Consider the following 20,495-nt stretch of genomic DNA (forward strand, 5'->3'; position numbering starts at 1 on the left):
TCCGGTCTCAGGCTAACGCCAGGCCATGCGGTTCGCTGCGCTGCAAAGGAAGATCGCGGCCGTGTCCTGTGTTGTGCCACACAGTGGTCTCGTGGGAGTCGACGAAGGAGCTTCAGATGGCGCTCGACGTATCGGAAATCTCGGAGAAGGTGACGGGCCGGCTGAACGCCGAAACCGTCATCTGGTTGACGACGGTCGGCAAGACGGGCACACCCGCCCCGACCCCTGTGTGGTTTCTGTGGTCGGGAACGGAGTTTCTCGTCTTCAGCCAGCCGGGTGTCGGCAAGCTCGCCAACATCGGTCGCAATCCAGCGGTGGCTTTGAACTTCAACAGCAGCGCCCAGGGTGGCGCGGTGGCAGTGTTCACCGGTATCGCCCGGGTCGACGACACCGGACCGACCGACGCCGAATGGCAGCGTTACGTCGCGAAATATGCAAACGACATCGTCGGGCTCGACTACACGCCCGAGAAGTTTCGCGCCGACTACTCGGTGCTCGTTCGGATCGAGCCGGACAAGCTGCGCGGTTGGTGATCATCGATCCGTGAACTTCCTGGCTGCGGCGTCGTGGCGCGAGTAGCGTGGCGTCGTGTCCGGATCGGATTGCTACGTCGTCGGCGGGTATCAAACCGACTACGCGCGTAACTGGCATCGAAGCGGCCTCGGCTACGACGCCTTGTTCGCCGAGACGATCACGCGTTCGTTGACAGCCGCGGCAGTCGACGTCGACGAAATCGAGGTCGTCCACGTCGGCAACGCCTTCGGTCAGTTGTTCACGGGCCAGGGCCACCTCGGTGCCATGCCCGCGACGGTGCTGCCCGAACTGTGGAACGTCCCGTCGTCCCGTCACGAAGGTGCTTGTGCGTCAGGCAGTTTGGCTGTTCTCGGTGCGATGGCAGACCTCGAATCGGGCCGTTACGACTGTGCCTTGGTCGTCGGCGCCGAACTGGAGAAGACTGTGCCCGGCGAGGTCGGTGCGAAGCACATGGGCGCCGCCGCCTGGGTCGGTCACGAGGCGCAGGACACGAACTTCGTGTGGCCGCGGATGTTCGCCCTGTTGGCGGACGAGTACGACCGCCGCTACGGACTCGACGAGACCTATCTGCGTGCTATCAGCGAGCTCAATATCAACAATGCGCGCGCCAATCCATGTGCGCAGACGCGGGACTGGGAGTTCGGTCCCGCCAGCTTCGCCGCCGACGACGCCGCAAATCCCGTCGTCGACGGGCGGCTGCGGCGCCAGGACTGCAGCCAGCTGACCGACGGCGCTGCGGCAGTCGTGCTCGTGTCGGATCGATTCCGACGAACGCCCGATCGGGCACGGATCGCCGGGTGGGGGCACCGGACCGTCGGACTTCCGCTCGATCGGAAACTGCAACGCAGCGCCGACGACGTCTACGTCCTCCCGCACGTCAGGCAGACCTTCGTCGATGCACTCGGGCGTGCGGCGCGAGGGTCGGTCGACGACGTCGACGGGGTCGAGGTGCACGACTGCTTCTCGATGTCGGAGTACCTGGCGATCGACCATCTCGGCATCACACCGCCCGGGGAAAGCTGGAAGGCCGTCGAAGCCGGTGTGCTGGCACGCGACGGTCGGTTGCCGGTGAATCCGAGTGGTGGCCTGATCGGCGGTGGACATCCTGTCGGAGCAACTGGCGTTCGGATGCTGTTGGACGCCTACAAGCAGGTCACCGATCAGGCGGGTGCCTGCCAGGTCGACGGCGCGCGGACGTTCGGGACTGTGAACATCGGCGGCAGTACAACGACTGTTGTCAGCTTTGTCGTAGAGACCGATTCGAGTACACAGAAGTCAGGGGCGTTGTGACAAATATCGAGCTGGTAGGCAGGGTCCTGAGTTCGTTGCCTGCCGATGACGATCACCCGTACCGGACCGGAGCCTGGGCGCCTCAGACCACCGAGTGGGATGCGCCGGATCTCGAGCTGGTCGAAGGCGCGATACCCGACGACCTCGACGGCGTCTACCTGCGCAACACCGAGAACCCCGTGGCTCCGTCCATCGGTCGCTACCATCCGTTCGACGGTGACGCGATGGTGCACGTCGTCGGCTTCCGTGACGGAAAAGCGTTCTACCGCAACAGGTTTGTACGCACCGATGGTCTGCTGGCCGAGCAGGAGGCCGGACATGCGTTGTGGGCGGGCATATCCGAGCGACCGTCCAAGGCAATCCGGGAAGACGGCTGGGGTGCCCGCGGGCGGATGAAGGATTCGTCGAGTACCGACGTCGTTGTCCATGCGGGCGTTGCGATCACAAGCTTCTACCAGTGCGGTGACATGTACCGGCTCGACCCGCTGACCCTCGACGATCTTGGCAAATCGACATGGCACGGGCAGTTCCCCAGTGACGTAGGGGTTTCCGCGCACCCGAAGGTCGACGAGCGCACCGGCGAGATGCTGGTCTTCAACTACGGCACCGAAGCGCCCTACATGCACTACGGCGTTGTCGACGCCGACGATCGTCTGGTGCACTACGTCGACATCGAGTTGCTGGGTCCACGTTTGCCACACGACATGGCCTACACCGAGAACTACGCGATCCTCAACGACCTGCCGTTGTTCTGGGACCCCGACATCCTGAAGAAGGGCGGTCACGCGTCGAGGTTTCGGCCGGACCTGCCCACCCGGCTCGGAGTCATTCCGAGGCGCGGACAGTCGAGTGAAATCCGTTGGTTCGAAGCGGATCCCACGTATGTGCTGCACTGGTCCAACGCCTACGAGGACGGCGAGGAGATAGTTTTGGAGGGCTACTTCCAGGACAATCCCGAGCCGACGGTGCCGCCCGAATCGAGCTACTACCAACGCCTTTCGAGGTTCCTGTCGCTGGACGGCATGCAGACGAGATTGCATCGATGGCGCTTGAACATGCGTACCGGCGCGACGACCGAAGAGCGGCTCAGCGAATCTTTGAGTGAGTTCCCGATGCTGAACCCCGACTACATCGGTCGGCCGCATCGCTACACCTACGCCACGACCGGCGTTCCGGGGTTCTTCCTGTTCGACGGGCTGCTCAAACACGACGGCGCGACGGGCAAGGAGGAGCACTACTCGTTCGGAGACGGCGTCTTCGGCAGTGAAACCGCGATGGCACCCCGAATCGGGTCCACGGCCGAGGATGACGGCTACCTGATCACGCTCACCACAGATGTCGGCAACGATCGCTCGGAGTGCTTGATCTTCTCGGCGGCCGACGTAACCCTGGGACCAATTGCGAGGCTGCGTCTGCCCGAGCGCATTTCCAGTGGCACCCACAGCACCTGGGCCTCCGGTGACAGTCTCCCGAATTGGCGATAGGGCCTACGGCCTCGTGAGTCCTTTTGGTGGGCAGGCCCTGGCGAAAAGACTCACCAGCGGCGTAGCCGCCTATGCGGAGGCGAGGGTCCCGATGCCGAGTGCTGCGAGCATGCCCGCGCTCACGCGAGCCAGCCACTGAATGACTTTGGGCTTCTTCAAAACGACGACCGCGCGTGACGCCGCGAAGGCAAGCGCGGCCATCACCGTGCCCGCCACGGTGGCCTCGATCACGCCTAGCGTCAAGGTGTTTCCGAACGTCACCTCGGTGACGAACTGCGGAACCACAGCGAGGTAGAACAGGCCGACCTTGGGGTTGAAGACGGTCGAAAGGAACCCTGCGACGGCCGCGGACTTCATAGATGCCGCGACCGCAGTCAACGGTTCGCCTGGCTTGGCCGCGTTGCGCCGATGCTCCAACAGCGCGTGCACACCCAGGTAGACGAGGTACATACCGCCGACGATCTTGAGCGTCCGGTAGGCCACAGCCGACTGCTCGAGCAACGCGGCAAGGCCAGCCGCGACGACGATAGCCCAGGCGATCCCGCCGAACGCGGACCCGACCGCTGCAGCCAGGCCCGGTCGCACACCCGCGATGCTGTAACGCACGACCAAGAACATGTCCGGTCCGGGCGTTACTGCCAGCAGCACGCAAAGGCCGGCGAAGCTGAGGAGCAGAGTGATCGTCACCTAGCGATGAGAACGCACTGGTAGACCGTTTGGCAAACCATTTGACCTCAGGGGGCGAGTTGCTCGGCGACCGCTATCAGTTCGGGGCTGTCGAGCGACTCCTGGACGCACCGCGCGAACAGCCAGAGTCGGAGCCGGTCGCGGTCCAGATCGAGTAGCGCGGCCATCCGCCCGACGAATGATTCAGGATCGGCGGTGAGCCGGTCGGAGGCGTCGAGCATGTACTGAATCGGGTCATAGGCAGGGTCGCCGAGGTAGGGATTCGGGTCGATCGCGAGCCATGGTTCGCGTGCAGCAGCGCGGATGTTCCCGGCATGTAGGTCGGTGCACAGCAGTACGTGCCGGGCTGCGGTCGATGGCAGTGTTCTGAGCAACTCGATCCCCGCGGCTGTGATGCCCGGGTCTAGTCCATGGCTGGGTGCGTCCTGCAATTTCAGGTCGAACTCGTCGGCCCACAGATCGCACATACTGCTCAGCGGACGAAACGGATGTGGCGCGGCGGGCTCGATCCAGAGGCGTTGCAGGAGTTCGGATATCACTTCGTCTCGTTGCAGCGGTGGCAGTGCGGCAGACAATGCGGTCCCGGGATCACATTCCTCGATCAGTAGCGCGCAAGTGTCAGTGGTTGTGACCGAATCGACCAGTCGCACAGCGCCGTTGCCGTTCCACACTCGGAGTGCGTCGGCCTCGTGCAGTGCCTCTTCGTGCCGCCACCCTACTTTGAGAACGAGGTGGTCGCCATTGTCGTTGCGCGCCTTCGCAACCCATGATGCGACCCCGCCAGGTTGGAACGGCCGACCGACCGTGAGGGTCCACCGCGCGGACAGCTCGTCGATAGTGCCGGGCAGGTGCTCGATCCAGGTCCGTCGCCCGACCGTGGCGAAACCGCGGGCGATCAGGTCGGCATCGTCGTCGTCCTGCACCGACTCGAGCAGCAGGGCTGGCAGCTCCAATTCGCTCACGTCGATTCAACGTACAGGGCCTCCGGCCTCGTGCGTCCTTTCGGCGGGCCCGACCTCCGAAAGGACGCACGACTGCGGCGGCCCGGTTGACAAATTCGCGAGGGTTCTGCCAATCTTGGCGCAGGTCATGAGTACCAGCGCTTAGCCCCGGCTTGCTGGTCGGCAACCCTCCTCCGCGGTGGGGTGCTCCGGGTGACGACCTGGCTGACGCCCAAATGCCTGGGCGCGGCAAGCGCGGACTCCGAGGTTTACAACCACCGACGGGTCCCTGGGACGATGGGATTTCGTGATGACTGCTGTATTGACCGCCGCTGTTGCCTGTGCGCCGCTCGCCCGAGTTTCGGGCTGTGACCTGCAAGTTCCGCTTGTGCAGGGTGGCGAATGCACGTACGCAAACCTCGACTACGCGGCGAGTGCGCCTGCCTTGGCTGCAGTGACCGACTGCGTTGCCGACGTGCTGCCGTACTACGCAAGCGTCCACCGTGGCGCCGGTTACGCGTCTCGCGTTTCGACCGACTGCTACGAAGGAGCCCGCGAATCCGTCGCCCGTTTTGTCGGCGCGGCCGACGACCAGGTCGTCGTCTTCACCAGGAACACCACCGACTCGTTGAACCTCCTTGCCTCCTGTGTCCCGGGCGACACCGTTGTGCTCGACATCGAACATCACGCAAATCTGTTGCCGTGGAACAAGAACGGCCGTCGAGTGGTGACTGCCGCCGCGACGATCGACGAGACCGTCCGTCGTGTGATCGCAGAATTGTGCAGCCGACCTGCGGCACTCCTCGCAATAACCGGTGCCTCCAACGTCACCGGTGAAGTACTGCCCATTGCACGACTTGCCGACGCTGCACACCGTTGTGGCGCAAGGATTCTCGTCGATGCCGCGCAGTTGGCGCCGCACCGTCGTATCGACCTCGCGAGCAGCGGCGTCGACTATCTCGCCTTTTCAGGACACAAGCTGTACGCGCCGTTCGGTGCGGGAGTCCTTGTCGGACGCCGTGATTGGCTCGACGCTGCCGAACCGTACCTCGCCGGTGGGGGAGCGGTCCGCGAAGTCGGCCTCACCAGCACGGAGTGGGCACCGGCTCCGCAGCGTCACGAGGCGGGCAGCCCCAACGTCATCGGCGCAGCAGCAGTGGCGGCGGCCTGCGAGTACCTGTGCACCCTCGATTGGGACGTCGTTGCCGATCACGAACGTGACCTCGCCGATCGGCTTCGTAGCGGCCTGGAACAACTGAACGGCATCGAGGTCCTGCAGATCTGGGACGACACCGCCGATGCCGTCGGCATCGTGACCTTCACGGTCGACGGCTACGCCCCGAGTTATGTAGCTGCCTATCTGTCCGCCGAGCATGGCATCGGCGTACGTGACGGACGATTCTGTGCGCACCCGCTTCTCGCGCGACTCGGAGTATCCGCGGCGGTAAGGGCGAGCGTCGGTCTCGGCACGTCGAGTTCCGATATCGATCGACTGGTCGACGCCGTCGCCACACTGTGCGAAACCGGCGCGACCTGGCATTACGAGGAGACCGACGGCCGTTGGGACCCGAGCCCAGACACGAGATCCTTTCCGCGTCCCCGGTTTCGATCACCGCGAGGAGATGGCTCGCCTGCCTGCAAATAGCGCGAGTACGCTCGCACTTATGGCATGGGAATCGAAGGGGCGTCGGCTGGAACTCGTCCAGCGTCGACACGTCGATCTGTGTCGTACCGCGTCCGGCACCTGTTGAGGTTTTCGAACTGTTTCACGTTCGAATCCGTTTGGACCTTCAGCCCGTCACGCACGCATTTCGAGGGAATGTACCCATGTCATCGTCGGTTGTCCTTGCTCCAACCCGTCCGTTTCGTGTTGCGCTCGAACTGAGAAGTCAGACAGCGCATTCCGATTACTGGATCGAACTGACCAACCCGCACGGACCGTCGGGGCCGCTGGATCTCGTGGCGGTTCCCCCGACCGTCGTTCGCATCACCGCGACCGACCTCCGTGAGGCGCAGCGGATCCGGCACGGCATTCGTGCCGACCTCATCGGCACCGGCCGGGACCCTGAATCGGTCACGGTGTTACTCGACATCGAAACCATCGTTGCCGCAACCGCTGCAGACGCCCGAGTTCGGCTCGCCGAGGTCGAGTCCGATCCGCGGACCCGCCGTCGGAACGACTCGATCTCCTACATCGGGACGCCGTCCGGCTTGGTCGGACTGATCGCTGACATCCGGACCGCCGAGGTCGCCGACGGTGTGACGATCCGCCCGCTCGAATTGCCGGGATCGTTGGATTTGATTGTGCAGCAGGTGGTTCCGGGGCTGGGGCAGCGCGGCGTTGCCGTCGGCGCCGATGTGAACTCGGATGTGCTCAGGGCGCTTCGCGCCTCGTGAGCACTTTCGGAGGGCCGGCCCTCCGAAAGGACTCACGAGCGGCGGAGCCGCCTAGCCGTCGAGTGGAGTCGGCCGGTAGTAGCGACCGTTGTGATAGAGCAACGGCGCCGCTGCCGGCTCGTCACCTGTCTCGTCGTGGACGCGTGTGACCAACCCGATGACCAGGGTGTGATCGCCGATCGGAATCAGCTGATCGACAACGACCCGCAACCACAGCGGTGTGCCGTGTAGCACCGGCTCGTGTGTGTCTAGCTTCGTCCACAGCGACCGGTCGGTGAAGCGCTGATCCGCCGACCTCGCAAAACGTTGCGCCAGATGTTGCTGATGTTCGCCGAGGAAGTGGATCACCAGCGAGTCCGCTGCATGCAGTGCTCGAATGCTCGACGACGTGTGCGCGATATTGAACGAGACGAGCGGCGGATCGAGTGAGATCGACGCGAAAGATGTCGCGGTGAAGCCGACAGGGCCTGCCTCGGAATCGAGCGTGATGATGGTGACGCCAGCGGGAAAGTGCCGCATCGCCGATCGATACTGATCGCTGGTTATGCCACTGGCGTCGTCGGGGACAGCGAAGTCGGTCACGTCGTGAGAATGTGCTTGCTCGGACACAGCAGTAACTCCGGACCGCCCGGCGTGGGCGCGAGATGTGATATTCGGTCGTGAGTAGATACGACTACGAACAGATACTCGTTGAAATACGGCACAAGTCTACGTGCAGTCGCCGCCAGACCCGTGTCGTCATGATCCGTCGAGATTATCAGCGGGTCGCAGGGGTGAAACGGGTTACGAAACCCTCGAGCGAAAGGCTAGTCGACGTCTATCGCCAACCCCGCCGTGACTCGTAGCAACTCGGCGAACGAGGAACGGAACAACGTGTTCGGGTGCCCACCCGCAGCCCACAGTTCGGGGAATTTGGCCAGCGCATTGTCGAGGTAGGTCGGGAGATTCGTCGGGTGCCCGACAGGCGCGACCCCGCCGATCGGCTGACCGGTCGCATGCTTGACGACGTCGGCCGAAGCCCGGGTCAACTCGCCCTCGAGGCGCTCACCCGTGTTCTTCAGATTCACGTTGTGAGCGCCCGAGACGAGTATCAGGATGGGATCGTCGTCGAGGAGAAACACCAGCGACTTGGCGATCGCGCCGACGTCGATACCAAGTGCGGTCGCGGCTTGAGCAGCCGTTCGGGTTTCTTCCTCGCGCGTGACGATGACGCCGTGGTGCCCACGGGAGATCAGAATATCGGCGACGTGTGAAGCATTCGGGTGCAGCAGCTTCCGCATGTCCTCAAGACTAATATTCCGGATAGCCGCCGACGGGTCCAAGCATGCGAGAGATTCGTGCACGGGTGACCCGAGAGAGTTCTTCGACGGAGTTGTCGGAGGTTTCGCAGTGGACACAGGACTCGAACACGCGATTCAGGTCAGCCTGAGAAAACGCGAGTAGTTCTATGTCGCACTTCGTGAGCAAGTCTTCGTGAGTGTCGTACGGCCTCGCGTCGGCTACCTTGCGCGCCCATGTGACGCAACAGCAGCATTCGAACAACGCGTGGATCGCGCGTTCGCGCGGTATCGCGTTGAATCGGTCGAGGCCGAGACCTTGGTGCATCAACATCCCGGAACCTTTCGGAGGCGAGGTCATTTTTGCTGGCGAAATTCGATCATCCGCGTCCTCTCGTCGGTTTTTCTACACATGAGTACCCATTTGACAGAGTCTTAACGCGGCGTAACAGTGTGACGTCGCACTCGCTAGGCTGACCGGCATGACTGACTGGAAGGCTTTCACCGTCGAGACCACCGACAATGTCGCTCAGGTGACGTTGACGGGGCCGGGTAAAGGCAACGCGATGGGACCCGATTTCTGGGCTGAACTCCCGCAGATTTTCGGCCAATTGGATGCAGATCCGCAGGTCCGAGCGGTTGTGCTGGCCGCATCGGGGAAGCACTTCTCGTTCGGGCTCGACCTTCCTGCCATGTCGCCGCTGTTCGGTCCGCTGCTCGCCGACCGTGCACTCGCGGCGCCGCGCACCGACTTCCACAATCACCTCAAAGGTCTGCAAGCCTCGGTGACCGCAGTCGCCGATTGCCGCAAGCCGGTCATTGCCGCTGTTCAGGGTTGGTGCATCGGCGGCGGTGTCGACCTGATCGCCGCGGTCGACATTCGCTATGCCAGTGCCGACGCGAAGTTCAGTATCCGTGAGGCAAAGGTCGCGATCGTCGCCGACATCGGTTCCCTGAACCGGCTACCGGCGATCATCGGTGACGGTCATCTGCGCGAACTGGCGTTCACCGGCAAGGACATCGACGCAGCGCGCGCGGAGAAGATCGGACTCGTCAACGACGTGTACGACGACGCCGAAGCCGCGTTGGCCGCCGCGCACGCGACTGCTCGCGAGATCGCCGCGAATCCGCCTCTTGTCGTGCACGGCATCAAGGATGTTCTCGCCCAGGAAAGGGTCGATGTCGTCGCGGCAGGGCTGCGCTATGTCGCTGCATGGAACGCGGCTTTCCTCCCGTCGGAAGACCTGACCGAGGCGATCACGGCCCTCGCGCAGAAGCGCGAAGCGAACTTCAAGGGTCGGTAAAGTACGGTAAATATGTTGCCCCACCTGCGATAACCGCTACATACTTGCTTTGTACAACTAGTTGAGAGTTGCAAGCAAGATGACTGACGATAGTGAGCAGGGCGAGCTTGTCGACGCGATCGGTAGCGAACTGATCCGTCTGCAACGCATCAGGGATCGAACGGTTGCTCAGATCGCAGCGCTGTCGAAAGGCGAGATCGATCCGGCAGCGTTCACCTGTCTGTTCCGCCTCATCGCGGACGGACCGATGCGCTCGGGAGCGCTGGCGGAAGCTTTGTTCTCCGATCCCTCGACGGTCAGCAGGCAGGTTGCGCATCTCGTCGAACGAGGGTTCGTCGAGCGGCTTGCCGATCCCGCGGACGGCAGGGCAAGCGTGCTTGCAGTCACCACGGTCGGTCACGAACTTGCCCAACAGATGCGACGCCGTCGCAACGACAACCTCAGCCGGGTACTAGCCGATTGGCCGGACAGCGACCGACGAGAATTTCGCCGGTTGCTTGCGCTGTTCGTCGACGGCTACGAGCACAGGCGTCCGGAGATGCTCGCTGCCATGCACGCGGCCAACAAGGCGCACGCAGCGAACGTGACGACCAGAGAGGACCAGGCGTGACGACATCTGCCAAGTCTGACAAGAACCCGGCCGACAAGAACCCGGCCGACAAGAACCCGGCTGACAAGAACAGCGAGGCCAACGAGGCAGGCTTCACCCACCGCGAGATTCTCGTGATCATGAGTGGGCTCATGCTCGGCATGCTGCTCGCCGCACTCGATCAGACCATCGTCGCGACCGCGATCCGCACCATCGCCGACGACCTCGACGGTTACTCGCTGCAAGCCTGGGTGACGACCGCGTATCTGATCACGGCGACCCTCGCGACGCCCCTGTACGGCAAGTTGTCCGACATGTACGGGCGCAAGCCGTTCTTCATGCTCGCGATCACGATCTTCGTCGTCGGCTCGCTGCTCTGCACCATCGCGCAATCGATGTACATGCTGGCGGCATTCCGCGCGTTCCAGGGCCTCGGCGCAGGCGGTCTGATGTCGCTTGCCTTGACGATCCTCGGCGACATCGTCAGCCCTCGTGAGCGCGCGAAGTACCAGGGCTACTTCCTCGCGGTGTTCGGTACGTCCAGCGTCATCGGTCCGGTGCTCGGCGGCCTCTTCGCAGGGCAGGAAAGCATTCTGGGCGTGAGCGGCTGGCGCTGGGTGTTCCTCGTCAACGTGCCGATCGGACTGTTCGCACTCGCGGTCGTCTTCCGGGTGCTGCATCTGCCGAAGGTCCGTAAGCCGACCGTGCGCGTCGATTGGTGGGGTGCATTCGTGCTCGCAGTCGGCATCGTTCCCTTGCTCATCATCGCCGAGCAGGGACGCGTGTGGGGTTGGGGCAGCGGCCGAGCGATCCTGTGTTACGTCGTCGGCGTTGTGGGCGTCGTCGGTTTCGTCCTCGTCGAATCACGACTGAAAGACGCTGCACTCATTCCGTTGCGGATGTTCAAGAACTCGACCTTCGCAATGGGTGTCGTCATCTCCGTGGTCGTCGGTGCCGCGATGTTCGGCGGCATCACCTTGATCCCGCAGTACCTGCAGGTGGTACGCGGCGCCAGCCCGACAGACGCAGGCCTGCAGATGCTGCCGTTGGTCCTCGGACTGATGGTCGGATCCATTGTGTCGGGTCAAATGATCTCCCGCACCGGACGTTATCGCGCGTTCCCGATCATCGGTGCGACGCTGCTGACCCTGGGGCTGTTCCTACTGCACTTCATCGATGCCGATTCCCCGCTGTGGCTCGCCATGATCTACATGGCGATCACCGGTTTCGGGCTCGGCAACCTGATGCAGCCGATGACGCTCGCATTGCAGAATGCGTTGCCTCCCAAAGACATGGGAGTATCGACGGCTGCGGCCACGTTCTTCCGTCAGATCGGCGGAACCATGGGTGTCGCGATCTTCCTCTCGATTCTGTTCGCGCAGGTGACTCCGAATATCTCGAGCGAATTGCAAGCCGCTGCAAAGGATCCCACCTTCCAACAGGCCCTTGCCGACGGGTTGCAAAGCAGCAACCCCGTCGATGCTCAGTTGGCGAAGGGGCTGGCGAATCAAGATGTGTCCGCCGCTGCCGGTGTGCTGCAGGACAGTTCGATCATCCAGCAGTTGAGCCCGGAGTTGGCACGGCCGTTCAAGGTCGGTTTCGCCGAATCGATGTCGACGGTGTTCCTGTCCGCGACGGGTCTCGCGTTGATAGCGCTTGTCTTGGTGTTCTTCTGGAAAGAAGTGCCACTGCGAACGGCGGGCGGTATCGCGGCTGCGGCACAGGCCGCGAAGGAAGAGCGCGAAGCCGACGAGGCCTGACAGCTACTGTGCTCGAGTGCAGTACTTCGAGCGTCCGCCGGCACCACAGCTTGCGCCGTACGTGCGCAAGCTGTGGTTCCTGCGTGGTCCCCGACCGGCGCGGTACGAAAAGATTCTGCCTCTGCCGTTCGTACACTTCATCGTCAATCTGTCCGACCCGTACTGGGTCGTGGGCCCCGACGGTGATCGGCACACCGAATTGGCCGCAGGGTTCGTCTCGGGCATTCAGCCGCGCTATGTCGTGATCGAGGATCCTGAGGTGTTGCACCACGTCGGAATCGAGTTCCAGCCGTACGGAATTCGGGATTTCACGGCGTTGCCGGTCGCGGCTCTGACCACAACCGTTCGCGCAGGTGGCGACGTGCTCCCCGGTAGCGACGGGTTGCGCGAACACCTTGCCGGTTGCGCCGCGGAGCACGCCTGCGATCGCTTGGAGCAGTTCATTCTTGCGCTGCCGCGCTCGAAACCGGATCCTCGGGTCGTTGCAGCCTGCCGTCGGATCGATGCGGACTCCGATCTCGATATCGCAAGTCTGGCAACGGACTTCGGGATTGCGCATCGAACGCTGATCGAACTTTTTCGGCGGTACTGCGGTATCGCACCGAAGGCGTACGCCGATGTTGTTCGGCTGCACCAGTTTCTGAACGCACTACCGCTCGACGGCCGGACCCCGACCTGGACCGAGCTTGTCGCGTCGTCGTCGTACTACGACCAATCGCACTTCATCGCGACGTTCAAACGTTTCACCGGCTTCACACCAGCGCGCTATCTCGACATCGTCGGTCGGCTCGGACACGACTACGCGTCGTTCGTACCGATCGGCGACCTCGGGTAAATTTTCTACAATTCGAAGGACGTCTGCGACGGCTACCTTGCCGAGCATGAGCGAAGTGAATCTGCTGGCAATCGTGCTTGCCGCTGCGTCGACGTTCGTCATCGGCGGCGTGTGGTATTCGGCGCTCTTCGCGGCGCCGTGGCAGCGTGCGGCGGACGTGAGCGATGCCCAACTAGCGACGGGCGCTCCGCGCATCTTCGTTGGGGCCGCGGCACTTTCGTTGGTGATGGCCGCGACACTCGCACCCTTCATCGGTACCGAGGGAGTGGTGTTCGGGGCCGCGGCGGGTGCGGCCGCGGGTATCGGTTGGGTCGGCTGCGCGCTCGGAGTCGTCTATCTCTTCGAGCGCCGCAGCCTCACCCTGTTCGCCATCGACGCAGGCTACTTCGCCGTCGCGTATCCGGCGATGGGAGCAATCATCGGGGCGTTGCAATAACGCCAGTAGGACTTAGTGTCCCTGATCCTTGAGCCGCTGGATCGACGCAACGACCTCGGCTTCGGCCTCGGTGCGCCCGACCCATTCCGAACCCTTGACGAACTTGCCCGGCTCGAGATCCTTGTAGCGCTCGAAGAAGTGCTTGATCGCGTCGAGTTCGTAGGAGGGGACGTCTTCGAGTTCCTGGATGTGATCCCAGCGGTAGTCGCCTGCCGGAACTGCGAGGACCTTGTCGTCGCCACCCTTCTCGTCGGTCATCCGGTACATCGCGACCGGGCGAACGTTGATCAGGACACCGGGGAACACGGACTCGGGGAGCAGCACCAGCACGTCCAGCGGATCGCCGTCCTCGCCCAAGGTGTTGTCGATGAAGCCGTAGTCGGCCGGATAGACCATCGACGTGTACAGGTAGCGGTCGAGCCGAACCCGTCCGGTCTCGTGGTCGATCTCGTACTTGTTGCGCTGACCCTTGGGGATCTCGATGGTGACGTCGAACTCCACGCCATGCCTCTCTTCTTCTTGTGTCTCGGCAATTCGCTTCGGGAAGGCTAGCGCGTCAAGGATAGTGTTGGCTCACACAGGAGTGGAGGAAAGCTTGGTCGGCCAGGGCAAAAAGAACATCGGCGCATTGGCCGCTCGACGTCGACGCCACACCAGAACACTCGCAGTCACCGTAGTTGTGCTGCTGCTTGCTGCCGGTTCGGCAGTGCTGGTCGTCGCTGCGCCGTGGGATTCCGGCGCCTCCGGTAGGAAACTGACCGTAGCTACCGAACCTCCTCCCATCGTGCTTGCACCGCAGGTCGTCCCCGTTCCGGATTCGGCCCCGATTCCATCTTCGGCAGGGTTGTCCGCGGCCTTGACGCCTGCCCTCGGTAATCCTGACCTGGGCACTTTCTCCGGATCCGTCACCGACGCAGAGTCGGGGGCAGTGCTGTGGAACACCGAGCCGGATCGGCCGATGACACCGGCGTCGACGACGAAAGTTCTCACCGCAGCCGCCGCGATGCTGGCGCTGCCGCCCGATCATCGGGTGAGCACCACTGTTGTCGCAGGTCCGCAGCCCAACGAATTGGTACTTGTCGGTGGCGGCGATCCCACGCTCACAGCACAGGCGGTCGGCGAACCGAGCATCTACGCCGGGGCGCCGCGGCTGCAGGATCTCGTCGAGCAGATCAAACGCAGTGGTGCGGAGGTCGACACAATTCTCGTCGACACCCGCGCCTACAGCGGACCGACCCTTGCGAAAGGTTGGTTCCCGAGCGACATCGGTGGCGGCTATATCGCGCCGATGGAACCGGTGATGATCGACGGCGGTCGACTCAAACCACTCGAAGACGAATCACCGCGCACGGCGACACCCGCGTTGGACGCAGGCAGGCTGCTCGCTGTCGAACTCGGCCTCGATCCAGGGAAGGTTCGACCCGGTGAGGCATCCGAGGGTGCAGCACCGGTGGCGAGCGTGCAGTCGGCTCCGCTGCGTGATCGGCTCGGGCAGATGATGGGACGCTCCGACAACGTCCTCGCCGAAGCGATCGGACGCGAGATCGCGATCGAAGAAAAAGGCGAAGCGTCGTTCGACGGTGCGGTCACCGCGGTGCTCGACACCCTGACCGACGCCGAATTCGACCTCGGCGGCGTCACATTGCACGACCTCAGCGGACTCTCGGTCGACGATCGGGTGCCTGCCCGAGTGCTCGACGCGATCATGACGTCGGCGGCCGGTGAGGCCGAGCCAGAGCTTCGGCCGATGCTCGACTACCTGCCTGTCGCGGGCGCGACGGGCACCCTGTCCGACCGCTACGGCGCCGGCGATCGGGCCGGCGCGGGCTGGGTCCGCGCGAAGACGGGCACTTTATCGGACGCGAGCGCGTTGGTCGGATATGTCGTGGATTCGAGTGGACGAGTGCTGACGTTCGCGTTGATGTCGAACGGACGACCCCCGGAGGCGAGCAGACCCGCACTCGATGCGGTCGCCGCCACGTTGCAAGGGTGTGGATGTCAGTGACAGAGAACAAGACCGAAACCGCAGAAGGTACCGACGCCGAGTCGGACACTGCCACCGAGAAAACCAACAGCTTCGCAGGCGCGGTCGACTGGGAACTCGCTGCGAAGGCGGGGGTCCGGTTGTCCCCGCGCGGACCCAAGGTGTCGCGGTACACGGCCGAAGCAGCGGTAACCGAGCTGTCGGAGGCGTCGATACGCGCCGAAGGTCCGGTTCGCGAAGTCACTCGACTTGCCGACGGACTGCCGATCCCTGCCGCGCAGGTGGTCGACCGCGCAGGATGGGTCCGGGCCGCCGCGTATTCCATGGAGCAAATGACAGGGACCGGCCTCGGTGGCGACGATGCCGACAAGGGACTGCTTGCAGGCAAGCCTGCCGGCGTCCAGGCCGGCGCGATGCTCGCGTTCCTGTCGTCGGCGATCCTCGGTCAGTACGACCCGTTCACCGGCCCGGACGGCACGCTGTTGCTCGTCGCGCCGAACATCGTGATGGTCGAACGCGCACTGAAGGTCTCGCCCACCGATTTCAGGTTGTGGGTATGCCTGCACGAGGTGACGCACCGCGTGCAGTTCTCGTCGTCGCCGTGGTTGACCGACTACATGCAGCAGTCGGTCGCGGTGCTCGGCGAGGTCGGCGACGAATCCGTGTCCGAGTTGGTCGGCAGGCTCGGTGAAGCGCTGCGCGAACGGAAGCGAGCGAACAACGGTGACGGGCCCGCCGAACAGCGTGGCGTCGTCGGTCTGCTTCGCGCCACCCAGGCACCGCCGCAGCGGGAGGCACTCGACCGCTTGCTGATGCTCGGGACGTTACTCGAAGGCCATGCCGATCACGTGATGGACGCCGTCGGACCCGCTGTGGTGCCGTCGGTCGAGCAAATTCGACGCGCATTCGACAACCGGCGCAAACGCTCCGCCAACCCGGTGCAGCGCTTGATCAGGGCGCTGCTCGGCATGGACGCGAAGATGGAGCAGTACGTCCGGGGCAAGAAGTTCGTCGATGCCGTGGTCGGTCAGGTTGGAATGGAACAGTTCAACGCCATCTGGACCGGACCGGACACCTTGCCGTTGACGACGGAAATCGAAGCGCCCGACAAGTGGATCGCCAGGGTCCTGGGCTGACGCTCGATGCTTCCCGAAACGCCCGCGCTGCTGCTGCTCCGCCAGGCTGTTCGGCGTTGGCTCGACGCTCATCCCTACGACGACGTCGCGATCGCGCTGTCGGGTGGCGCCGATTCGCTCGCGCTGACCGCTGCAGCTGTGGCCGAAACCGATCGCGTCCGTGCGATCGTCGTCGATCATCAGCTGCAGCATGGTTCGGGCGAGGTCGCACGAACCGCGGCCACCCGGGCGCGCGAGTTGGGTTGTGCGACCGCCGAGGTCGTCGCAGTGACGGTGGGGACCGTCGGCGGTATCGAAGCCGCGGCGCGAACCGCGCGCTACGACGCGTTGGAAACCGCACGTGGCAGCGCTCCCGTTCTGCTCGGACACACACTCGACGATCAGGCAGAGACGGTGCTGCTCGGTCTGGCACGTGGCTCCGGCGGCAGGTCGATCTGGGGTATGCGCGCCTTCGATCCGCCGTGGGGGCGCCCGCTGCTCGACGTACGTCGCGCGACGACGCGGCAAGCTTGCGTCGACCTCGGTCTCGAACCGTACGAAGATCCGCACAACAGCGAGCCCGACTTCACCCGAGTCCGACTGCGGACCGAAGTTCTTCCGCTGCTCGAAGATGTGCTCGGCGGCGCTGTTGCTCCGGCACTCGCTCGTACTGCCGAGCAACTGCGCGAGGACGGTGCTGTTCTCGATGCTGCGGCGGACGCGATTCTGGCAAGGGTTCGCGTCGACGGCGACCTGATCGTCGACGCTCTTGTCGGTGAACCCGCTGCCCTTCGTCGCAGGGTGATCCGTGTGTGGCTACTCGACGGTGGAGCAAAAGCGTTGACCGACAAGCACTTACGCGCAATCGACGACCTGATGGTCGCGTGGCGAGGGCAGGGTGGAGTCGCGGTCGGTGGGGGCTCTGCGGGCGCCAGGTTGGTGTGCACCCGCGAACATGGCAGGCTGACCCTGGGTTTCGACAACAGATGAAGGGGTCCACGGCGTGTACGAGGGCGACATCGCATCGGTTCTACTCACCGAGGATCAGATCCAAGAACGCGTCAAGTCATTGGCGGCAGAGATAGCCGAGCGCTATCCGGTCGGTTCGCCGCAGGGCGACCTACTTCTCGTCGGTGTTCTCAAAGGCGCAATTTTCTTCATGACCGACCTGTCCCGCGCGCTGCCGATTCCTACGCAGATGGAATTTATGGCGGTCAGCTCCTACGGGTCGTCGACGTCGTCGTCGGGCGTTGTTCGGATCCTCAAGGACCTCGACAAAGACATCGCCGGGCGCAACGTGCTGATCGTCGAAGACATCATCGACTCGGGGCTGACGTTGTCCTGGCTGATCCGCAACCTTTCCAGCCGAAATCCGGGGTCGCTGGAGGTCGTCACGCTGCTGCGGAAACCCGACGCGGTCAAGACCGACGTCAACGTTGCGTTGATCGGCTTCGACATCCCCAACGAATTCGTCGTCGGCTACGGCCTCGACTACGCCGAGCGTTACCGCGACCTGCCTTACATCGGCACGCTGGATCCGAAGATCTACTCCGACGACGGCGACCTCTAACTGTTCGCGACAACCCGTTCGAGCGATTCGAGATCGGTGTCGATAAGCCGGAACAACCAGTACGACACCGCAAATGCGACGAGTGCGCCGACGCACAGTATGCGCACCGCGACGAAGACCGACGGTATGTCGCGCACGTCGAGGAACGTCACCGTTGCCACCGCTAGCAACGGGACCGACGCCGCAAGCGCGAGGTAGAAGCTGTTCCTGCTCCGCAGCCTGCGCAGTAGGGCAGCGTCGCGCTGGTCGATATCGCTGTAGGGCAGAAATATCGGATAGATGCAGCGGACCGAATAGAACGTGAGCAAGAAGAACGGATAGGCGACCGCAATGGCCGCACACACAACCTGCGCGGCGATGAAATGCACGTACGCGCTCACCGGAATGGTCGCGTCCGCGGAGGCGAGTCCGAACGGCCAACTGACACCCGACAGCATCCACAGACCGAACACGACGGCGACGATGCGACGACTGAGCAGCAGCGCGTCGCCCCGGGCTTTGGCTAGGGTGTCAGCGCTGTAGGTGCGACCTTTACGCAGGCCGCCTGGGACGGTCAGCAAGCGTCTGGACAGGTAGACGATCAGCAGCAACCCGAGTCCGAATCCGATGGTGTTGACCAGCAACGCAAGCAACTCGGTGCGCTGCTGCGCGCGCTCGGACAGGCGACTGAAGATCAGCATCTGGTTCTGCTGAATGTTGTACAGGCTGGCAATGCCGTTCGGGATGACGACGCACAACGCGACGATCGGCACCAGCCACTTGCGCAGCCGCAGCCGCCAGCTGCGCTCGGGCGGATCGACTAAATCGCGAGCACGATGATCGAGGGCAAGATCGAACTGTTGCGCCAATTCCCCGCCCGACTGCCACCGATCGTTCGGGTCGGGCGCCAAGCAGGTGAGCAACACCCGCCGCAGGGTCGACGGAGTGTCGGGCGGCAGGTCGTCGAGAGCGTCGGCGCTCACTCCTGCTCGGCGATCGTCGAGCAGGGCGTCGAGCGTTCTGTTGTCGCCCGCGGTCAACTCGTCCGAACCGGCGATGCGATTGTCGGGGAACGGTTTTCGGCCGGTGAGTAACTCCCACAACACGACGCCGAGGGAAAAGATGTCACTACGGGTGTCCAGTTCGGCCGCGGTACGGGAGCGACCGGGATGGCACGCCTCCAGCTGTTCGGGCGACATATACGACAGCGATCCACCGAAGTAGGCGACGGGGCTTGCACCTGCCACCTTGCCGCTGAAGCTGATGTTGAAATCCGCAAGCTTGGGGACACCCTCGGCCGTGAGCAGGACGTTGGCGGGCTTCACGTCTCGATGCAGAACGTCGTGGCGGTCCGCGTAGTCGAGAGCGTCGGCAAGCCGTCGGCCGAGCCAGGCGATCGTCTCCGGCCACGACAATGCCGCAAGCTCCGTGCGGATACTCGAATCGGTCGGCCGGATCTCACCCCGCGACTCCATCGACTCGTCGATCGCATCGAGCAGAAATTGACCACTTCGGCTCGGTTCCCACGTCGTTCGGCGAACGTTGCGCAGCACGTTCAGCAGCGTTCCGCCCGGCAGGTACTGCATGTAGAGCAGCCGCAGTTCGCGCTCCGGCACCAGGCGTTGGTCGAACACCCGCACGATGTAGTCGTGATCCAACAGCGCGAGCGTCTGTGGTTCGGTACCGCGGTCTTCCGAGATCTTCACGGCGACCAACCGCTGCATCGATCGTTGCCGCGCGAGAAACACCCGTGCGAAGGCGCCGCTGCCAAGGCTGGTGAGCAGGTCGAACTCGTCGACTCGCTGCCCGACCGCCAACTCTTCGAGCGGTTCGAACGGTCCAGGCCGTGCCACCGTCGTACTGCCCGAGCGGTGCGTTGCGGTCCGCTCTGCGACGTTGGTGACGTCCGCCGTCGAGTACGCCGTCTCGTCGTCGACGGTCAGCAGGCCACGTAGTTGTTCGGCGTGCGCCGGGTACTCGAGCAGATACTGGCCGGGGTCGACGTTCTCGCCGCGACGCTGCCGAATCACGAAGTCCTCGTGCACGGTCGTGAGCGGTACCAGGTCAGCTGTGAGCTCGGGGAACTCGGCGCGGTAGTCGGCGAGGTGCTTCGGTTCGGCACCTCGCAGCGATCGCTGTCGTAAGTCGATGCGAATCAGTTCCAGCAGCGTGCCGATGCGGATGGCGTCGGGGTCGGGCAGAAACGCGGCAAGTTCGGGTGGTGTCGCCGCGGTCGCCCATGCCACGGTGAACCGCCCGACGGCGTCCGCGGCATGCAGGCTCGGACGGCCGGCATCGAATCGGTTCATTCGA

23 protein-coding genes and 1 riboswitch are annotated in these 20,495 nt (G+C 63.7%); of the genes, 15 read left to right on the forward strand and 8 right to left on the reverse strand.

Features of this window, described 5'->3' with window-relative positions; all coding sequences use genetic code 11:
- Positions 1–116 precede the first annotated feature (116 nt).
- Genes JGU71_RS14875 through JGU71_RS14885 form a run of 3 tightly spaced genes read left to right on the forward strand, consistent with a single transcriptional unit; the run spans position 117 to position 3,308 of the window.
- Entirely contained in the window at positions 117–533 is a 417-nt protein-coding gene (locus JGU71_RS14875; RefSeq protein WP_199704911.1) for a TIGR03667 family PPOX class F420-dependent oxidoreductase, read from the forward strand.
- A 55-nt stretch (positions 534–588) separates the two neighbouring features.
- On the forward strand, positions 589–1,824 hold the full coding sequence (locus JGU71_RS14880) for an acetyl-CoA acetyltransferase (RefSeq protein WP_199704912.1): 1,236 nt from the start codon (positions 589–591) through the stop codon (positions 1,822–1,824).
- Positions 1,821–3,308 carry a carotenoid oxygenase family protein gene (locus JGU71_RS14885; RefSeq protein WP_199704913.1) on the forward strand — a complete coding sequence of 496 codons (1,488 nt, stop codon included), beginning with the start codon at positions 1,821–1,823 and terminating at the stop codon, positions 3,306–3,308. Before JGU71_RS14880 ends, JGU71_RS14885 begins: the two co-directional genes overlap by 4 nt.
- Positions 3,309–3,377: 69 nt before the next feature.
- On the opposite strand, the gene JGU71_RS14890 is transcribed toward JGU71_RS14885, so the two are convergent.
- Together JGU71_RS14890 and JGU71_RS14895 are read right to left on the reverse strand one after the other, a co-directional pair.
- Positions 3,378–3,995 (reverse strand): LysE family translocator, encoded by a 618-nt coding sequence (locus JGU71_RS14890; protein WP_199704914.1) that lies wholly within the window; start codon positions 3,993–3,995, stop codon positions 3,378–3,380.
- A 47-nt stretch (positions 3,996–4,042) separates the two neighbouring features.
- A complete protein-coding gene (locus tag JGU71_RS14895) occupies positions 4,043–4,957 on the reverse strand; it encodes an aminoglycoside phosphotransferase family protein (protein WP_199704915.1) in 915 nt (304 codons plus the stop codon).
- Between the two features lie 123 nt (positions 4,958–5,080).
- Positions 5,081–5,198: riboswitch (SAM riboswitch) on the forward strand.
- Between the two features lie 48 nt (positions 5,199–5,246).
- Here JGU71_RS14895 and JGU71_RS14900 point away from each other — a divergent pair.
- From JGU71_RS14900 to JGU71_RS14905, 3 genes are all read left to right on the forward strand, one after another.
- Positions 5,247–6,581: an aminotransferase class V-fold PLP-dependent enzyme gene (locus JGU71_RS14900; RefSeq protein ID WP_199704916.1), complete on the forward strand. Its 1,335-nt coding sequence runs from the start codon at positions 5,247–5,249 to the stop codon at positions 6,579–6,581.
- A 19-nt stretch (positions 6,582–6,600) separates the two neighbouring features.
- Positions 6,601–6,687, forward strand: coding sequence for a putative leader peptide (locus JGU71_RS30580; protein ID WP_372433189.1), 87 nt, complete (start codon positions 6,601–6,603; stop codon positions 6,685–6,687).
- Between the two features lie 76 nt (positions 6,688–6,763).
- Positions 6,764–7,333 carry an LLM class oxidoreductase gene (locus tag JGU71_RS14905; RefSeq protein ID WP_199704917.1) on the forward strand — a complete coding sequence of 190 codons (570 nt, stop codon included), beginning with the start codon at positions 6,764–6,766 and terminating at the stop codon, positions 7,331–7,333.
- Between the two features lie 51 nt (positions 7,334–7,384).
- Here JGU71_RS14905 and JGU71_RS14910 read toward each other — a convergent pair whose 3' ends face one another.
- The 4 genes from JGU71_RS14910 to JGU71_RS14920 form a co-directional block, all read right to left on the reverse strand.
- Positions 7,385–7,852: a flavin reductase family protein gene (locus JGU71_RS14910; protein ID WP_199705315.1), complete on the reverse strand. Its 468-nt coding sequence runs from the start codon at positions 7,850–7,852 to the stop codon at positions 7,385–7,387.
- A gap of 154 nt (positions 7,853–8,006) precedes the next feature.
- Positions 8,007–8,075 carry a putative leader peptide gene (locus JGU71_RS30585; protein ID WP_372433190.1) on the reverse strand — a complete coding sequence of 23 codons (69 nt, stop codon included), beginning with the start codon at positions 8,073–8,075 and terminating at the stop codon, positions 8,007–8,009.
- Positions 8,076–8,139: 64 nt separating this feature from the next.
- Positions 8,140–8,613, reverse strand: a complete 474-nt coding sequence (locus JGU71_RS14915; RefSeq protein ID WP_199704918.1) for a YbaK/EbsC family protein — start codon at positions 8,611–8,613, stop codon at positions 8,140–8,142.
- 10 nt (positions 8,614–8,623) lie between these two features.
- On the reverse strand, positions 8,624–8,944 hold the full coding sequence (locus JGU71_RS14920) for a 2-oxo-4-hydroxy-4-carboxy-5-ureidoimidazoline decarboxylase (protein WP_199704919.1): 321 nt from the start codon (positions 8,942–8,944) through the stop codon (positions 8,624–8,626).
- Positions 8,945–9,092: 148 nt separating this feature from the next.
- On the opposite strand from JGU71_RS14920, the gene JGU71_RS14925 reads away from it, so the two are divergent.
- The 5 genes from JGU71_RS14925 (at position 9,093) to JGU71_RS14945 (ending at position 13,534) form a co-directional block, all read left to right on the forward strand.
- Entirely contained in the window at positions 9,093–9,914 is an 822-nt protein-coding gene (locus tag JGU71_RS14925) for a crotonase/enoyl-CoA hydratase family protein (protein ID WP_199704920.1), read from the forward strand.
- 79 nt (positions 9,915–9,993) lie between these two features.
- Complete coding sequence (locus JGU71_RS14930) at positions 9,994–10,524, forward strand: MarR family winged helix-turn-helix transcriptional regulator (RefSeq protein ID WP_199704921.1); 531 nt, start codon at positions 9,994–9,996, stop codon at positions 10,522–10,524.
- The gene (locus JGU71_RS14935) at positions 10,521–12,263 is read left to right on the forward strand and encodes an MDR family MFS transporter (RefSeq protein WP_199704922.1); all 1,743 of its coding nucleotides are present in this window, start codon (positions 10,521–10,523) and stop codon (positions 12,261–12,263) included. Before JGU71_RS14930 ends, JGU71_RS14935 begins: the two co-directional genes overlap by 4 nt.
- Positions 12,264–12,279: 16 nt before the next feature.
- The gene (locus JGU71_RS30415; RefSeq protein ID WP_199704923.1) at positions 12,280–13,098 is read left to right on the forward strand and encodes a helix-turn-helix domain-containing protein; all 819 of its coding nucleotides are present in this window, start codon (positions 12,280–12,282) and stop codon (positions 13,096–13,098) included.
- Positions 13,099–13,144: 46 nt separating this feature from the next.
- Positions 13,145–13,534 carry a DUF1761 domain-containing protein gene (locus tag JGU71_RS14945; protein WP_199704924.1) on the forward strand — a complete coding sequence of 130 codons (390 nt, stop codon included), beginning with the start codon at positions 13,145–13,147 and terminating at the stop codon, positions 13,532–13,534.
- 12 nt (positions 13,535–13,546) lie between these two features.
- On the opposite strand, the gene JGU71_RS14950 is transcribed toward JGU71_RS14945, so the two are convergent.
- Positions 13,547–14,035, reverse strand: coding sequence for an inorganic diphosphatase (locus JGU71_RS14950; RefSeq protein ID WP_199704925.1), 489 nt, complete (start codon positions 14,033–14,035; stop codon positions 13,547–13,549).
- A gap of 118 nt (positions 14,036–14,153) precedes the next feature.
- Between JGU71_RS14950 and dacB the strand changes: the two genes are divergently transcribed.
- The 4 genes from dacB to hpt are packed head-to-tail and all read left to right on the forward strand — an operon-like array spanning position 14,154 to position 18,203.
- The gene (dacB, locus tag JGU71_RS14955) at positions 14,154–15,539 is read left to right on the forward strand and encodes a D-alanyl-D-alanine carboxypeptidase/D-alanyl-D-alanine endopeptidase (RefSeq protein WP_307829680.1); all 1,386 of its coding nucleotides are present in this window, start codon (positions 14,154–14,156) and stop codon (positions 15,537–15,539) included.
- Positions 15,530–16,654 carry an Rv3626c family coenzyme F420 biosynthesis-associated protein gene (locus JGU71_RS14960; protein ID WP_199704927.1) on the forward strand — a complete coding sequence of 375 codons (1,125 nt, stop codon included), beginning with the start codon at positions 15,530–15,532 and terminating at the stop codon, positions 16,652–16,654. Before dacB ends, JGU71_RS14960 begins: the two co-directional genes overlap by 10 nt.
- 6 nt (positions 16,655–16,660) lie before the next feature.
- Positions 16,661–17,623, forward strand: coding sequence for a tRNA lysidine(34) synthetase TilS (gene tilS, locus JGU71_RS14965; RefSeq protein ID WP_199704928.1), 963 nt, complete (start codon positions 16,661–16,663; stop codon positions 17,621–17,623).
- A 13-nt stretch (positions 17,624–17,636) separates the two neighbouring features.
- The gene (hpt, locus tag JGU71_RS14970) at positions 17,637–18,203 is read left to right on the forward strand and encodes a hypoxanthine phosphoribosyltransferase (RefSeq protein ID WP_199704929.1); all 567 of its coding nucleotides are present in this window, start codon (positions 17,637–17,639) and stop codon (positions 18,201–18,203) included.
- On the opposite strand, the gene JGU71_RS14975 is transcribed toward hpt, so the two are convergent.
- Entirely contained in the window at positions 18,200–20,491 is a 2,292-nt protein-coding gene (locus JGU71_RS14975; protein ID WP_199704930.1) for a serine/threonine-protein kinase, read from the reverse strand. The genes hpt and JGU71_RS14975 overlap by 4 nt on opposite strands.
- Positions 20,492–20,495 lie beyond the last annotated feature (4 nt).

This window comes from Antrihabitans stalagmiti (genome assembly GCF_016482825.1).
Lineage (GTDB): Bacteria > Actinomycetota > Actinomycetes > Mycobacteriales > Mycobacteriaceae > Antrihabitans > Antrihabitans stalagmiti.